Annotated in this window: 13 protein-coding genes, 4 tRNA genes, 1 pseudogene and 1 riboswitch; of the genes and pseudogenes, 12 read left to right on the top strand and 6 right to left on the bottom strand. The window is 56.8% G+C overall.

All coding sequences use genetic code 11. The features are described from left to right. The first annotated feature begins 26 nt into the window (after positions 1 to 26). From rluB to arfB, 3 genes are all read left to right on the top strand, one after another. Positions 27 to 1,250, top strand: a complete 1,224-nt coding sequence (gene rluB, locus ALP40_RS01490) for a 23S rRNA pseudouridine(2605) synthase RluB (RefSeq protein ID WP_122206537.1) — start codon at positions 27 to 29, stop codon at positions 1,248 to 1,250. Between the two features lie 293 nt (positions 1,251 to 1,543). Then, the gene (locus tag ALP40_RS01480) at positions 1,544 to 2,950 is read left to right on the top strand and encodes an amino acid permease (RefSeq protein ID WP_122206536.1); all 1,407 of its coding nucleotides are present in this window, start codon (positions 1,544 to 1,546) and stop codon (positions 2,948 to 2,950) included. Positions 2,951 to 3,065: 115 nt separating this feature from the next. After that, entirely contained in the window at positions 3,066 to 3,479 is a 414-nt protein-coding gene (gene arfB, locus ALP40_RS01475; protein ID WP_122206535.1) for an alternative ribosome rescue aminoacyl-tRNA hydrolase ArfB, read from the top strand. 60 nt (positions 3,480 to 3,539) lie between these two features. On the opposite strand, the gene ALP40_RS01470 is transcribed toward arfB, so the two are convergent. Beyond that, positions 3,540 to 4,052 carry a 6,7-dimethyl-8-ribityllumazine synthase gene (locus ALP40_RS01470; RefSeq protein ID WP_122206534.1) on the bottom strand — a complete coding sequence of 171 codons (513 nt, stop codon included), beginning with the start codon at positions 4,050 to 4,052 and terminating at the stop codon, positions 3,540 to 3,542. A gap of 126 nt (positions 4,053 to 4,178) precedes the next feature. Next, positions 4,179 to 4,345, bottom strand: a riboswitch (FMN riboswitch). Positions 4,346 to 4,558: 213 nt separating this feature from the next. On the opposite strand from ALP40_RS01470, the gene ltaE reads away from it, so the two are divergent. From ltaE to ALP40_RS01435, 7 genes are all read left to right on the top strand, one after another. Further along, a complete protein-coding gene (ltaE, locus tag ALP40_RS01465; protein WP_122206533.1) occupies positions 4,559 to 5,563 on the top strand; it encodes a low-specificity L-threonine aldolase in 1,005 nt (334 codons plus the stop codon). A gap of 143 nt (positions 5,564 to 5,706) precedes the next feature. Continuing rightward, on the top strand, positions 5,707 to 8,331 hold the full coding sequence (gene alaS, locus ALP40_RS01460; RefSeq protein ID WP_122206532.1) for an alanine--tRNA ligase: 2,625 nt from the start codon (positions 5,707 to 5,709) through the stop codon (positions 8,329 to 8,331). Positions 8,332 to 8,424: 93 nt separating this feature from the next. Next, positions 8,425 to 9,657, top strand: coding sequence for an aspartate kinase (locus ALP40_RS01455; protein WP_122206531.1), 1,233 nt, complete (start codon positions 8,425 to 8,427; stop codon positions 9,655 to 9,657). Between the two features lie 172 nt (positions 9,658 to 9,829). Beyond that, a complete protein-coding gene (csrA, locus tag ALP40_RS01450; RefSeq protein ID WP_002554426.1) occupies positions 9,830 to 10,018 on the top strand; it encodes a carbon storage regulator CsrA in 189 nt (62 codons plus the stop codon). Between the two features lie 62 nt (positions 10,019 to 10,080). Then, positions 10,081 to 10,171: transfer RNA gene (locus ALP40_RS01445), tRNA-Ser, on the top strand. 109 nt (positions 10,172 to 10,280) lie between these two features. Then, a tRNA-Arg gene (locus ALP40_RS01440) sits at positions 10,281 to 10,357 on the top strand. A gap of 87 nt (positions 10,358 to 10,444) precedes the next feature. After that, a tRNA-Arg gene (locus ALP40_RS01435) sits at positions 10,445 to 10,521 on the top strand. A gap of 43 nt (positions 10,522 to 10,564) precedes the next feature. Here ALP40_RS01435 and bamE read toward each other — a convergent pair. After that, on the bottom strand, positions 10,565 to 11,059 hold the full coding sequence (bamE, locus tag ALP40_RS01430) for an outer membrane protein assembly factor BamE (protein ID WP_122206530.1): 495 nt from the start codon (positions 11,057 to 11,059) through the stop codon (positions 10,565 to 10,567). A 324-nt stretch (positions 11,060 to 11,383) separates the two neighbouring features. Here bamE and mgtE point away from each other — a divergent pair, with 324 nt between their 5' ends. Next, the gene (gene mgtE, locus ALP40_RS01425; RefSeq protein WP_122206529.1) at positions 11,384 to 12,826 is read left to right on the top strand and encodes a magnesium transporter; all 1,443 of its coding nucleotides are present in this window, start codon (positions 11,384 to 11,386) and stop codon (positions 12,824 to 12,826) included. Between the two features lie 151 nt (positions 12,827 to 12,977). Here mgtE and ALP40_RS01420 read toward each other — a convergent pair whose 3' ends face one another. The 3 genes from ALP40_RS01420 to ALP40_RS01410 form a co-directional block, all read right to left on the bottom strand. Further along, the gene (locus ALP40_RS01420; RefSeq protein WP_083182488.1) at positions 12,978 to 13,292 is read right to left on the bottom strand and encodes an Arc family DNA-binding protein; all 315 of its coding nucleotides are present in this window, start codon (positions 13,290 to 13,292) and stop codon (positions 12,978 to 12,980) included. A gap of 499 nt (positions 13,293 to 13,791) precedes the next feature. After that, entirely contained in the window at positions 13,792 to 13,977 is a 186-nt protein-coding gene (locus ALP40_RS01415) for a PA3371 family protein (RefSeq protein WP_122206528.1), read from the bottom strand. Between the two features lie 38 nt (positions 13,978 to 14,015). Then, positions 14,016 to 14,258: a hypothetical protein gene (locus ALP40_RS01410; protein WP_122206527.1), complete on the bottom strand. Its 243-nt coding sequence runs from the start codon at positions 14,256 to 14,258 to the stop codon at positions 14,016 to 14,018. A gap of 316 nt (positions 14,259 to 14,574) precedes the next feature. On the opposite strand from ALP40_RS01410, the gene ALP40_RS01405 reads away from it, so the two are divergent. After that, a tRNA-Arg gene (locus ALP40_RS01405) sits at positions 14,575 to 14,651 on the top strand. A gap of 70 nt (positions 14,652 to 14,721) precedes the next feature. Here the strand turns inward: ALP40_RS01405 and ALP40_RS01400 are convergent. Next, positions 14,722 to 14,931, bottom strand: a pseudogene (locus ALP40_RS01400) (hydrolase); the annotation flags it as partial.

Genomic DNA, 14,931 nt, shown 5'->3' with positions numbered 1-14,931 from the left:
GATTCGACACACCGGGAGGTGCCCAGATGAGTGAAAAAGACAAGCAGGACAGCCAGGAAATCGGACCCGCAGGCGAAAAGCTGCAGAAGGTTCTGGCGCGCATTGGCGTGGGCTCGCGCCGTGACGTAGAGGCCTGGATCACCCAGGGCCGCATCAAGGTCAACGGCAAGGACGCGACCCTCGGTCAGCGTGTTGACCTGCACGACGCCATCAGCGTCGACGGCCGTGTGATCAAGCGCGAAGAGGCCGCCGAAACGGTTCGCCGCGTCATCATGTACAACAAGCCGGACGGTGAAATCTGCACCCGTGACGACCCTGAAGGCCGTCCGACCGTGTTTGATCGCCTGCCGCGCCCGAAAGAAGGCCGCTGGATCAATATCGGTCGTCTGGACATCAACACCACCGGTCTGCTGATGTTCACAACCGACGGTGAGTTGGCCAACCGTTTGATGCACCCCTCGTTCGAAATGGACCGTGAATACGCCGTACGCGTACGTGGCGAAGTCGATGACGAGATGCTGGAGCGCCTCAAGACAGGCGTCGTCCTCGAAGACGGTCCTGCGCGTTTCACCGACATACAACAGGCTCCGGGCGGTGAAGGCTTCAACCACTGGTATCACTGCGTGGTGATGGAAGGCCGTAACCGTGAAGTGCGTCGTCTCTGGGAGTCCCAGGGTCTGGTGGTCAGCCGCCTGAAGCGCGTGCGTTATGGGCCGGTGTTCCTGAACTCTGACCTGCCGATGGGCCGCTGGCGCGAAATGAGCCAGTACGAAGTCGACATCCTGGCAGCCGAAGTCGGCCTGACACCTGTGGCCCAGCCGCAGATGAATGCCAAGACCAAGGAAAAACTGGAGCGTCTGCAGCGTCAATCGTCCCGCCCGCTGGGCAAAGGCGAGCGCGTTCGTACCGTGCGCCCGGCTGCTGGTGCATCGACGTCCAGCGAGCGTGCGCAACGTCAGCCGCAAATTACCGGCAGCGATCGCGATCGTCCGCGTGGCGATTCGACCCAGCGTCCATCGCCGCGCAAGGACTCCGGCAAGCCAGGTTCGCGCTCGCCGCGTCCGGCCGACAACAGCCGTGGTACGCCGGTGGCCGAGCGCCCGAGCGACATGAACAAGCGTCCGGCCAAACCGGCGCCCAAGCGGGCCGGCATCAAGCTGGTTGACGAAGATGCGCCGTCAGGCAAGCGTCGTGGTCCACCGGCAGGCTCGGGCCAGCGCCCAGGCTTCGGTCGTCGCAAGCCACAGTAATTGTGGGGTGTGAGCAAGGCGTGTAAATAAACAGAAACGCCAGCCCATCGCGGCTGGCGTTTCTGTTTCCGGCTGTTTTTAGTGTGGGAAACGATTTGAATCACGACCTGCCACGCCTTCCCGTCTCTTTTAACCCTGATCTGGAGGCCGGTGTACAATGCCGCGCTTTTTTCTGTGAATCACTGCTGCATGAAAACGCTCAGGGCTACCCGTCCTGGGGGCTGCATTCTGTTACGCCACGAGCGCAACGGGTCCTATCCGTCACAGAACAAGAACAATCAGGTGGCTATTGAATGAGTGAACATCCCTCAACCTCAGGCGAGTTGAAACGTGGCCTGAAGAATCGGCACATCCAGCTGATCGCCCTCGGCGGCGCTATCGGTACTGGCCTGTTTCTCGGTTCGGCCGGTGTTTTGAAATCGGCGGGACCGTCGATGATTCTCGGTTATGCGATTTGCGGCTTCATCGCCTTCATGATCATGCGCCAGCTCGGTGAGATGATTGTCGAAGAGCCGGTGGCGGGCTCGTTCAGCCATTTCGCACACAGTTACTGGGGCGGCTTTGCAGGCTTTCTGTCCGGCTGGAACTGCTGGCTGCTGTACATCCTGGTCGGGATGTCGGAGCTGACGGCAGTCGGCAAATACATCCATTACTGGTTGCCCGATATTCCCAGCTGGGTGTCGGCGGCAGTCTTCTTCGTGCTTATTAACGTCATCAACCTGGCGAACGTCAAAGTGTTCGGTGAAACCGAATTCTGGTTCGCGATTATCAAGGTGGTCGCGATCATCGGCATGATCGCGCTGGGCAGCTACATGCTGGTCAGTGGCAGCGGCGGACCGCAGGCGTCTGTCAGCAACCTTTGGGAGCATGGCGGGTTTTTCCCCAATGGCGTCAGCGGGCTAGTGATGGCACTGGCGATTATCATGTTCTCCTTCGGCGGGCTGGAAATGCTCGGTTTCACCGCTGCCGAGGCCGAGCAGCCGAAAACAGTCATCCCGAAAGCCATCAATCAGGTCATCTACCGCATCCTGATTTTCTACATCGGCGCACTGGTGGTGCTGCTCTCGCTGACACCGTGGGACAGCCTGCTGACCAGCCTCAACGCTTCGGGGGATTCGTACAGCGGCAGTCCGTTCGTGCAGGTTTTCTCCATGCTGGGCAGTGACACGGCCGCGCATATTCTCAATTTCGTGGTACTGACCGCAGCCTTGTCGGTCTACAACAGCGGCACCTACTGCAACAGCCGCATGCTGGTCGGCATGGCGGAGCAGGGCGACGCGCCCAAAGCGCTGGCGCAGGTCGATAAGCGTGGCGTGCCGGTCAAGGCGATCTTCGCCTCGGCTGCGGTGACCTTGGTGGCAGTGCTGCTCAACTACTTCGTTCCACAGCATGCACTGGAACTGTTGATGTCGCTGGTGGTGGCCACGCTGGTGATCAACTGGGCGATGATCAGCTACTCACACCTGAAATTCCGTCAGCACCTCAACCGTACGCAGCAGGTCCCGCTGTTCAAGGCGCTGTGGTATCCGTACGGCAACTATGTTTGCCTGGCGTTTGTGGTGTTCATCCTGGGCATCATGCTGATGATTCCCGGGATTCAGATATCGGTCTACGCGATACCGGTCTGGTTGGCAGCGATGTGGCTTTGCTACCGGATCAAGAGCCGGCGCGATTTGATGGTGTCCGCAGCCGTCAAGTAGACGATTCATCCTTAAAGAACCCGGCTCATGAGGCCGGGTTTTTTATGCGGCCCATGCAAGGTGGCCGCAGGCGGCGTATCCTTGGCGTCCATACCGTTTTTGCGTAGATGTATCCATGCTGGTGATTTCCAACACCGTTCATTTGCCGGACGCCGAGATCGAGTTGACCGCCATTCGCGCCCAAGGCGCAGGTGGGCAGAACGTCAACAAGGTGTCCAGTGCCATGCATCTGCGTTTCGACATTCACGCGTCCTCGTTGCCACCTTTTTACAAAGAGCGGCTGCTGGCGCTGAGCGACAGTCGGATTACCAGCGATGGCGTGATCGTGATCAAGGCGCAGCAATACCGCACGCAGGAGCAGAATCGTGCCGATGCGTTATTGCGATTGAGCGAGCTGATCGTCAATGCGGCGAAGGTCGAGAAAAAGCGCAGGCCGACGCGGCCAACCCTGGGTTCCAAGACGCGCAGGCTGGAGTCCAAAAGCAAGCGTGGCTCGATCAAGGCGGGGCGTGGCAAAGTAGACTTTTGATCAGGTAGACAAGGCTGCGTCTGAACGCGGGGCGGTCAGCACAGCCTGTCTTTGAGACGGTTAGCGAGCGGCTTTTTGCTGAAGCTCATGACGACGCAGGGCACGCACCTTGCTCAAGGTGTCGGCGCAGGTCTTGGCCGCTTCTTCGCCTTTATGCACGAAGTGATCGAAGAAGAATTTCTGATGCTCTTCACCGGCATGGAAGTGATGCGGCGTCAGCACCACCGAGAATACCGGCACTTCGGTTTCCAACTGAACTTGCATCAGTGCGCTGACCACGGTCTGCGCGACGAACTCGTGGCGATAGATACCGCCGTCCACCACCAGTGCGGCGCCAACGATACCGGCGTAACGGCCCGAATTGGCCAGCAGTTTGGCGTGCAGTGGAATCTCGAAAGCGCCGCCGACTTCAAAGAAGTCGATATCGCTTTCGGCGTAACCGTGGTTGGCCATCTCGGCAACAAAACCTTTACGGCTCTGGTCGACGATTTCTTTGTGCCAGCAGGCTTGAATGAACGCGACGCGCTCGTTCGGGTGACTTTTGCTTTTGCTATCGATTGCAGTAGGTTGCACGTGTTCTGACTCCTGTTTATAGAAAAAACAGGGCATTTGGATCGAAAGGGATTCTAGTCGCGTAGGAAAACCGCTTGAGCGTTGTCGTTCAAGATGGGGTTTTGCAGACGTTCTTGTAGACGCCACTCCCGCTCTCTCTTCATCCGGACTATGACCGTCGGCCCCGGAATCACACCGGGTCTGCTGACCTTGAGAATCGCTGGCGTTAGCTGCAACCCTCAAGCGCTCGCGGGCTAGACGCATTGCGCATCATTACCGCCGGTGGGGAATTACGCCCCGCCCTGAGAACGTTGCCGACGACTTCGTGGCCGGCGCGGGATTTTTATCACACATTTTTGGATCATGCATGGACACTTTCGTACAGTGGACCTGCCTTTTCCTTATAAAGGAGTGCCGTGTCGAGGTTTTCCGGGGTTGATTATCATGTGGCAAGGCCTTAGTAATGCCTTGTTGCAACCGTGAGGGCGTGTGCATTATCAGCCTTCGATATCTAGGGGAGCTTTTTCGTGACCGTCATCGATCTGCGCAGTGACACCGTGACATTACCGACTGCTGGCATGCTCGACGCCATGACCCGTGCGCCCGTCGGCGATGATGTTTACGGGGAAGACCCAACAGTCAATCTTCTGGAAGCCACGCTGGCCGAGCGCCTTGGCTTTGCCGCCGGGCTCTTCGTGCCATCGGGAACCATGAGCAATCTTCTTGCGCTGATGGCCCACTGCGAGCGGGGTGACGAGTACATCGTCGGCCAGCAGGCGCACACCTACAAATACGAAGGGGGCGGCGCTGCGGTGCTGGGTTCGATTCAGCCGCAGCCGCTGGATGTGCAGGCCGATGGCTCTTTGGACTTGCAGCAGGTCAGCGAGGCGATCAAGGCCGATGATTTTCACTTCGCCCGCACCCGGCTGCTGGCGCTGGAAAATACAATGCAAGGCAAGGTGTTGCCGCTGTCTTACCTTGCTGCCGCCCGCGCCATGACGCTGGAGAAAGGCCTGGCGCTGCATCTGGATGGGGCGCGGTTGTACAACGCGGCGGTCAGGTTGGGCGTCGATGCGCGGGAGATTACCCGCCATTTCGATTCCGTGTCGATCTGCCTGTCCAAAGGGCTCGGTGCGCCTGTGGGGTCGGTGCTTTGCGGCTCGTCTGCGCTGATCGCCAAGGCGCGCCGACTGCGCAAGATGGTGGGCGGCGGCATGCGTCAGGCCGGTTCGCTGGCGGCTGCCGGTCTATACGCGCTTGACCATCAGGTGGAACGCCTGGCGGACGATCACCACAACGCGCAGTTGCTTGCCGAAGGCCTGGCGGGGCTTGGTTATAGCGTTGAGCCTGTGCAGACCAATATGGTGTACGTGAACATCGGGCAGCGGGCCGCCGCGCTCAAGGCATTCTTCGCTGAACGCGGTATCCACCTCGTCGCTGCGGCACGCCTGCGGATGGTGACTCATCTGAATGTTTCACGTGTAGACATTGAGCGGGTTATCGCCGAGTTCGCCGAGTTTGCGCGCCAATGACATGCCAATAGTCCAGTTACTTGTTTCTATCTTACAAACAGACTGTACCGAGGGCGCAACGCCTATATAATGCGGCCCTTTGCCGTCGCTACGTCGTTGACGTTTTGCAATTGCCTCTGGCCGCAGTCTCCGTGGAAGAACCTATGAAAAGCGCAGAAATCCGTGAAGCCTTCCTTGGCTTCTTCGAAGAGCAGGGCCACACCCGTGTCGCTTCCAGCTCCCTGATTCCGGGCAACGACCCGACCCTGTTGTTCACCAACGCAGGCATGAACCAATTCAAGGATTGCTTCCTGGGTCAGGAAAAGCGTGCTTACACCCGAGCCGTCACCAGCCAGAAGTGCGTGCGTGCCGGTGGCAAGCACAATGACCTGGAAAACGTCGGATACACCGCTCGTCACCACACTTTTTTCGAAATGCTGGGCAATTTCAGCTTCGGCGACTATTTCAAGCGTGATGCCATTACCTACGCCTGGACGTTCCTGACCTCCGAGAAATGGCTGAACCTGCCCAAGGAAAAACTCTGGGTCACGGTGTATGCCACTGACGACGAGGCTTACGACATCTGGACCAAAGACATCGGTGTCCCCGCCGAGCGCATGGTTCGCATTGGCGACAATAAAGGCGCGCCTTACGCGTCCGACAATTTCTGGACAATGGGCGATACCGGCCCATGCGGTCCTTGCAGCGAGATCTTCTTCGACCACGGTCCTGAAATCTGGGGTGGTCCTCCGGGCTCGCCGGAAGAAGACGGCGACCGTTACATCGAAATCTGGAACAACGTTTTCATGCAGTTCAACCGTACCGCTGACGGCGTGTTGCATCCGTTGCCGGCGCCCTCGGTCGACACCGGCATGGGCCTTGAGCGTGTGAGTGCTGTTCTGCAGCACGTTCATTCCAACTACGAAATCGACCTGTTTCAAAGCTTGCTGGCGGCTTCGGCCAAGGCCATCGGATGCGCCAACGACAATCAGGCCTCTTTGAAAGTCGTGGCTGACCATATTCGTTCGTGCGGCTTCCTGATCGCCGACGGCGTGCTGCCGTCCAACGAAGGTCGTGGCTATGTGTTGCGCCGCATCATTCGTCGTGCATGCCGTCACGGCAACAAGCTGGGCGCCAAAGGCAGTTTCTTCTATCAGATCGTTGCTGCGCTGGTCGCCGAAATGGGCGCTGCGTTCCCTGAGCTGGTTCAGCAGCAGGCGCACATCGAGCGTGTGCTCAAGGCCGAAGAAGAGCAGTTCGCCAAGACGCTTGAGCAGGGGCTGAAAATCCTCGAGCAGGACCTGGCCGACCTGCAAGGTTCTGTGGTGCCGGGTGAAGTGGTGTTCAAACTCTACGACACCTATGGTTTTCCAATGGACCTGACCGGTGACATCGCCCGCGAGCGCAACCTGACGCTTGACGAAGCAGGCTTCGAACGCGAGATGGATGCCCAGCGCGTGCGTGCCCGTTCGGCCAGTTCGTTCGGCATGGACTACAACAGCCTCGTCAAGGTCGACGCCGCAACCCTGTTCACCGGTTACTCGGCCACGACGGGCAGTGCCAAGGTCGTGGCGTTGTACAAGGACGGCCAGTCGGTCCCGCACCTGAACGAAGGTGAAGAGGGTGTCGTGATCCTCGATACCACGCCGTTCTACGCCGAATCCGGTGGCCAGATCGGTGACAGCGGTTTCCTCCAGGCGGGCGATGTGCGTTTCGACGTGCGTGACACCACCAAGACCGGCGGCGCATTCCTGCACCACGGCGTTGTGGCCAGTGGCAGCCTTGCGGTCGGTGCCCAGGTTGAAACCGAGGTCTCGGCCGAGGTTCGTCAGGCCACTGCACTGAACCACTCTGCCACGCATTTGCTGCATGCAGCATTGCGTCAGGTGTTGGGCGATCACGTTCAGCAGAAAGGCTCGCTGGTCGACAGTCAGCGCCTGCGCTTTGACTTCAGCCACTTTGAGGCGATCAAGCCTGAGCAACTGCGCGCGCTGGAAGACATCGTCAACGCCGAAATCCGCAAGAACACCCCGGTCGTGACCGAAGAAACCGACATCGAAAGCGCCAAAAAACGCGGTGCGATGGCGTTGTTCGGCGAGAAATACGGCGACAGCGTTCGCGTACTGAGCATGGGTGGCGATTTCTCCGTCGAGCTGTGTGGCGGCATACACGCCAATCGTACCGGCGACATTTCCCTACTGAAGATCGTCAGCGAGAGCGGCGTTGCGGCGGGTGTGCGTCGTATCGAAGCGGTCACCGGCGCTGCGGCACTGGCCTGGCTGAACGGGGCCGAAGATCAACTCAAGGAAGCCGCGACGCTGGTCAAAGGTAATCGCGACAACCTGCTGGACAAGCTGACGGCTGTGCTTGAGCGCAATCGTCTGCTGGAAAAACAACTGGAACAGCTTCAGGCCAAGGCCGCCAGTGCTGCTGGAGATGATCTCTCGTCTGCAGCGCTGGATGTCAAAGGCGTCAAGGTTCTGGCCACTCGTCTGGATGGTCAGGACGGCAAGGCGCTGCTCGCCCTTGTCGACCAGTTGAAGAACAAGCTCGGCCGCGCAGTGATCCTGCTTGGCAGTGTTCATGAAGACAAGGTTGTCTTGGTTGCAGGTGTAACCAAGGACCTGACTGGCCAACTCAAAGCCGGTGATTTGATGAAACAGGCGGCCGCAGCGGTAGGCGGTAAGGGCGGTGGTCGTCCTGATATGGCTCAAGGTGGTGGTGTCGATGCAGGTGCGCTGGATGCTGCGCTGGCACTGACCGTTCCTTTTGTAGAGCAGGGTATCTGAATCGAATCCGCAGGCCTGCTCGCGAAAGGCAGGCCTGATGCGTGAATTCGACGATCAATGGATGCTCTTAACGGGTTCTGAGGCGGCTTTGAGATGGCTTTAATCGTACAGAAATTTGGCGGCACCTCCGTAGGCTCTATAGAGCGTATTGAGCAGGTCGCCGACAAGGTCAAGAAATTCCGCGAAGCGGGCGATGATCTGGTCGTGGTGCTGTCGGCCATGAGCGGTGAAACCAATCGCCTGATCGAGCTGGCGAGGCAGATCAGTGATCAGCCGGTTCCACGTGAGCTGGATGTGATCGTGTCTACCGGCGAGCAGGTCACGATCGCGCTGCTGGCGATGGCGCTGATGAAGCGGGGAGTGCCTGCTGTGTCGTACACCGGCAATCAGGTGCGTATTCTCACTGACAGCGCGCACAACAAGGCGCGCATCCTGCAGATCGATGATCACAAGATTCGCAACGACTTGAAAGAAGGTCGCGTGGTCGTGGTCGCCGGTTTCCAGGGCGTCGACGAGAACGGCAATATCACAACGCTGGGGCGTGGTGGTTCGGATACAACGGGTGTCGCGCTGGCGGCCGCATTGAAAGCCGATGAATGCCAGATCTACACCGACGTCGATGGTGTTTACACCACTGACCCGCGGGTTGTGTCGCAAGCACGGCGCCTGGACAAGATCACCTTCGAAGAGATGCTGGAAATGGCCAGCCTTGGTTCCAAGGTGCTACAGATCCGGGCGGTAGAGTTCGCTGGCAAGTACAACGTCCCGCTGCGCGTTCTGCACAGCTTCAAAGAGGGTCCGGGCACCCTCATTACCATTGATGAAGAGGAATCCATGGAACAGCCGATCATTTCCGGCATCGCTTTCAACCGCGATGAAGCCAAGCTGACAATCCGTGGCGTGCCAGACACTCCGGGTGTGGCCTTCAAGATTCTCGGTCCAATCAGCGCCGCGAACATTGAAGTCGACATGATCGTGCAAAATGTTGCGCACGATAACACCACCGACTTCACCTTCACGATTCACCGTAACGACTATCAGGCAGCGCTTCAGGTGCTTGAGACGACCGCACGTGAAATTGGCGCACGTGAAGTGTCCGGCGATACCAAGATTGCCAAGGTCTCCATCGTCGGAGTGGGTATGCGTTCCCACGCAGGCGTTGCCAGCCGCATGTTCGAAGCGCTGGCCAAGGAAAGCATCAATATCCAGATGATTTCAACGTCGGAGATCAAAGTGTCTGTGGTCATCGAAGAGAAATACCTGGAGTTGGCGGTGCGTGCGCTGCACACGGCTTTTGAACTGGATGCTGTTCGACAGGGTGAGTGATCAGTCTTCATGCGGCGCGGCCTGGCTGCGTCAATTGGAGTCAGCGCAGAAAGGCTGTTCTTTTCTTTGCGTTAGTTGATACTCGGTTCATGTCCGCAGCGTTCGCTGTTGCGGGCTGTGCCTACCGGTTGTGCAGACTGTTGTTCCTGAATGAATGCGTAAGGAGAAAGGTATGCTGATTCTGACTCGTCGGTGCGCGGAAAGCCTGATCATTGGTGATGGTGAAATCACTGTCACCGTGCTGGGCGTCAAGGGTAACCAGGTGCGTATTGGCGTCAATGCGCCCAAGGAAGTCGCGGTTCATCGTGAAGAGATTTACCTGCGGATCAAGAAAGAGAAGGACGAAGAACCAAGCCATTAATTTTTATTGAATTTTTGGTTTGCAAACGGGGAAAAGGGTGGTTATTATACGCCCCGTGTTGCGGAGAGCTGGCCGAGTGGCCGAAGGCGCTCCCCTGCTAAGGGAGTACACCTCAAAAGGGTGTCGGGGGTTCGAATCCCCCGTTCTCCGCCATTATTTATGTAGTGCGTCAGATTTGGCTTGATCGGTAAGTTGTTGAATTTACTAGAAAAAGTGCTTGACTAAACGATCTGACGACCTATAATGCGCGGCACCAACACATGCACTCGTAGCTCAGCTGGATAGAGTACTCGGCTACGAACCGAGCGGTCACAGGTTCGAATCCTGTCGAGTGCACCATTTAAGGTTAAGTTCAACGCTGCAAGTTATTGCAGTGATGAGGTTGACTGGCTTCAACCAGAGGTGATCTGGTCTAAAAACACCAATGCACTCGTAGCTCAGCTGGATAGAGTACTCGGCTACGAACCGAGCGGTCACAGGTTCGAATCCTGTCGAGTGCACCAAACACCAAAAAGCCCGCATCGAAAGATGCGGGCTTTTTGCTTTCTAGCGTTTTCCTTTTACACAACCACGCTCATCGAATGTCACGGTGTTGCTACGGCCTTTCTTCAGGTTGTACTCATAACGCAGTTCGCCGTTATTGTTGCTCACTTTATCCGGTCGCCCGAGAAGGCTTTCCACATCACGCCGTGTCATGCCGGGTGGTGTGCGTTGATTGATAATGGCGCGCCTGCGTTGATCGGCACTTAGCGTATTGCCGCAGCCATCCTCTTTCTGGCCGACAATCACGATCTCTTTGTTTCTGTTCATGCCGTTTTGAGTTTCTCTGGCCTCTTTTGGTGGCAGCATCAGCCCCTGCGAACTTCCCGGCGGTGCATTAAAAGCCCGCTGCGACTGACTGATTTGCCCCTCCAGGCAGCCGAGGGTGGTGAACATGATATGGCCTGCTGCGTCTTCACAGCGTTGTACGGTGTTGGCACTGACAGTCAGCGGCACAAGCAGCAGCGTGATGCAGGCGTTTCTGTGAGCGGCATTAAGCATGGTCCAGATCCTTGGCGACGGCAGTCGTGACAGCCTAGCGACGGACCTTTATCCGAGCGAACGTGTTTTCTTGGCTGGATGTGACGTCGAACCTGTATCGGCCCGCAAAGCGTTCGAGGTTTGCGTCGCAAGCGACTGATATTGACTCAATTTCTCACGTGCTATCCCCTTAAAGCGGTGTATCATTGCGCCCGTCAGCCCCGCCGGGGCTTGTGGAATGCCTCCATGGACTTACCCAGTAGTTACTCAATAGTTTGTTTCAACAATCATGAATTAACTGATTGATCTCCCGGCGTGCTCCACTGCTGGGAGTGGAGTTCGCCTATGACCGAAAGAGAAGTTAAAAAAACGCAGGAAAGCTTGCAGGATCGCCTTGCTCAAGTCATCGAGCTACTGCAGCGCCAGCGTATCGTTGAAGACCTGACTCATCGTCAGGAAGGTCAACATCAGGATCGTGTAGAAAACCTGGTTCACCGGCAGAACCTTGTCGAGCTGCAACGCAAGCTCGACGACCTTCACTCCGCCGACGTTGCCTATATTCTTGAAGCACTGCCTCTGGAGGATCGTCTCTCCGTATGGCAATTGGTTCAGGCTGATCGCGATGGCGACATCCTTCTGGAAGTTTCGGATTCCGTTCGTGAAACCCTGATCGCCGACATGGACGATCACGAGTTGCTCGCGGCTGCCCGAGACATGGATGCTGACGAACTCGCCGACCTCGCACCTGAGCTGCCTCGTGACGTTGTTCATGAGCTCATGGAGGCGCTGGATTCGCAGCAGCGTGAACGTGTTCGCTCGGCCCTGTCCTACGACGAGGATCAGGTCGGTGCGCTGATGGACTTCGAGATGGTGACCATCCGTGAGGACGTCAGTCTTGAAGTGGTATTGCGTTACCTGCGCAGACTCAAAGAGCTTCCCGGTCATACCGACAAATTGTTCGTCGTAGACGTCGATGGCGTGCTCAAGGGCGTGCTGCCGATCAAGCGTCTGCTGGTCAATGACCCGGAGAAGCAGGTCGGCGAAGTCATGGCCAATGACCCGGTCAGCTTCCACCCCGAAGACGATGCCTATGAGGCCGCCCAGGCGTTCGAGCGTTACGACCTCATCTCCACGCCGGTTGTCGACAAGAACGGCAAGTTGATCGGCCGTCTGACCATCGACGAAATGGTCGACCTGATTCGTGAGGAGAGCGAAAGCGAAGTCCTCAACATGGCGGGTCTGCGTGAGGAAGAAGATATCTTCGCCTCGGTCTGGCGTTCGTTGCGTAACCGTTGGGCCTGGCTGGCGGTCAATCTGATCACCGCCTTTCTGGCGTCGCGGGTCATCGGCCTGTTCGAAGGCTCCATCGAGAAGCTGGTGGCGCTGGCGGCCTTGATGCCTATCGTTGCCGGTATTGGCGGCAACTCCGGCAATCAGACCATCACAATGATCGTTCGCGCTATGGCGCTGGACCAGGTTAACGTCGGCAACACCTCGCGGCTACTGCGTAAAGAGCTTGCGGTGGGGCTTATCAATGGCTTGCTGTGGGGTGGGGTGATTGGTGTGGTGGCTTACTTGCTCTACGGCAGTTGGTCGCTCGGGGTGGTGATGACGGCAGCGATGACCCTCAACCTGCTGCTGGCTGCATTGATGGGGGTTTCGATCCCTATGGCGCTGGTGAAGATGGGCAGGGATCCGGCAATGGGGGCCAGCGTCATGATTACGGCCATGACGGACAGTGGTGGCTTCTTCATCTTTCTCGGGTTGGCCACTATCTTTCTGCTTTAAAGCGCACCTACAAAAAAAACCGCCCAAGAGGCGGTTTTTTATTTGGTTGGTGTAGCGAGGTTTCCTACAGCAACTAAAGATAACTCTTAGAGCAGAAAGGACAGTTTGCACAGGCCTTTAAATCTCTTGCTTCCATCACGGAACTTGCCGGTTAAGCAAGTTCTGTGTCTTGAGCAATCAGCGATACCAAGGCGTTCTGCTGCCTATGGGAAAGCTGACGGAAACGTTGAAGCAATTCGCGTTCGTGCAAAGACAGCTCAGGACTATCAAGACGCAGGCTTGGCTCATCACCAAGGGCGCCTTCCTGAATCAGGCTTTGCTCGAGTCGAGCAATGATTTCCGAGTTCATGCTGCGGTGATGATTCTTGGCTACCTCGTGCACGCGATCACGCATGCCGTCTGGTAGGCGAACAACGAACTTGTCAGCCGTGCGGCTGGAATAAGTAGCCTGTTTCATAGGGCTCATATATTTAACCGGTTAGTTCAGGGGAAGCGGTTCTAGCAAGTGGCCGCAAGATTGTGATCATGGGACAGTCATTTTGGCCAAATGTTCCACCGCATTGTTGAGGGGGCTGCATCATCCCCGATTACGTCGAATCCTTGGCGTCAATTCTGTGACAAATATTGACTCAGATAAAGGCGATTAGCCAGCACCGATTATCAGAATTGCGAACGGATGTGTAAAAATAATCAAAACCCGCCAACTGATAGCAGAATCCTCACCTGACTACTTTTTGCCATGATGGCTATCTGTCTTCAGCGTAGAAGGGAAATCATTCGAATACGAATACAGGCCGACAAACGTGAGGCTTGGCAGACGAAATGATCAGGGAAAGGGGGGGCAGCGAGAGGAGGGTTATACAGAGTGCCGATAGTAAAGGTACCCCGCGGGGCCGATGATCCGGTCAAGAGGAACGGCAATCCTCGTCAACCAGTACTGCCATCAGCAGTGTGCAGGATTCAGCTCAGCGCAACACGGGATCGAACTTGAAACGCCGACCTACCACTAGCGCGACAACAAAAAGGCTCGCGAAGATACCAGCGCCTATTTTTGCTGCCGTACTCATCGTTTGGGCTTGCGTGGGCAGGAGAAGATCGAAGGCAACCGCCATAAGTGCCAGGATCATGAAGGACAAAGCGGATTTCGACATGGCTACTCTCTCGTGAAGGTGGGCTATGTGTGACGTTTTCAGAAAATCCAACGCTGTTCGGCACGTGGTGCTTGCAGGTCGTCCTGAGTGTCGTTTGTCAGCATAGCTGCATTGACGCGTCTGTCAGTCATGACGGCCAGTTGAGGCGCCTGGCTCAGCTGATGATGGCTCTGAGTTTGCTGCACACTGATCGTGTCGCTCTTGATGCCCGTGTCCTGAAAATGAAACGCAATGAGGGCTACCAGGGCTGCTGCATTCAACGCTGAGAGAGTCATGTTCATTTGTCAGTACCTGTGCCCGGACATCATGAGAGAGGGGTGGTTCGGTTGATACTGATAATGCAGTCTGCATGCCAACTGAAAATGACAAATAAATCCTTTAAAAACAAACGGTTAGATATATATAAAAAACCTCCTCCCTTGCGTTTTGCAATGATGGCCTTTTGGGATAGTGCAATTTGCATGATCGACTTGAGTGGGGTTCGTCCTGCGGATGGGGACTACGTGACTGGCGGGCAATGACGACATGACAAAACCGCTCTATCTCGTTAAGATGCTCGCCGTCCTCGCTGGCACCAATCGGTGTGCTGGCACCAGTGTCTCAGTAGCTCAATTGGATAGAGCATCCCCCTCCTAAGGGGAAGGTTGCAGGTTCGAACCCCGCCTGGGACACCATTATCAAGACTAGCCCGGGCTAAAGAAGTAAGGCCCGCAGAGCGAGCCTTTTAATGAAGTTTACTGACGTTCAGCGTGCAGTCAGCGCCGAGTAACTGTTCATCAGGTTGCGGTAGTTCGGAATACGCTGGGACAGCAGATTGCCCAAGCCTTCAACGTCGTTGCGCCAGTCTCGCTGCAACTCACACGCCACCGAAAACCAGTTCATCATCTGCGCACCGGCCTGAGTCATGCGGTTCCAGGCGGCCTGCTGCACGGCTGTGTTGAAGGTGCCCGACGA

Source organism: Pseudomonas viridiflava, assembly GCF_003702045.1.
In the GTDB taxonomy this organism is placed as follows: domain Bacteria; phylum Pseudomonadota; class Gammaproteobacteria; order Pseudomonadales; family Pseudomonadaceae; genus Aquipseudomonas; species Aquipseudomonas viridiflava_C.
Note: the sequence above shows the minus strand (reverse complement) of the source record. Positions and strands in the feature narration are given on the sequence as shown.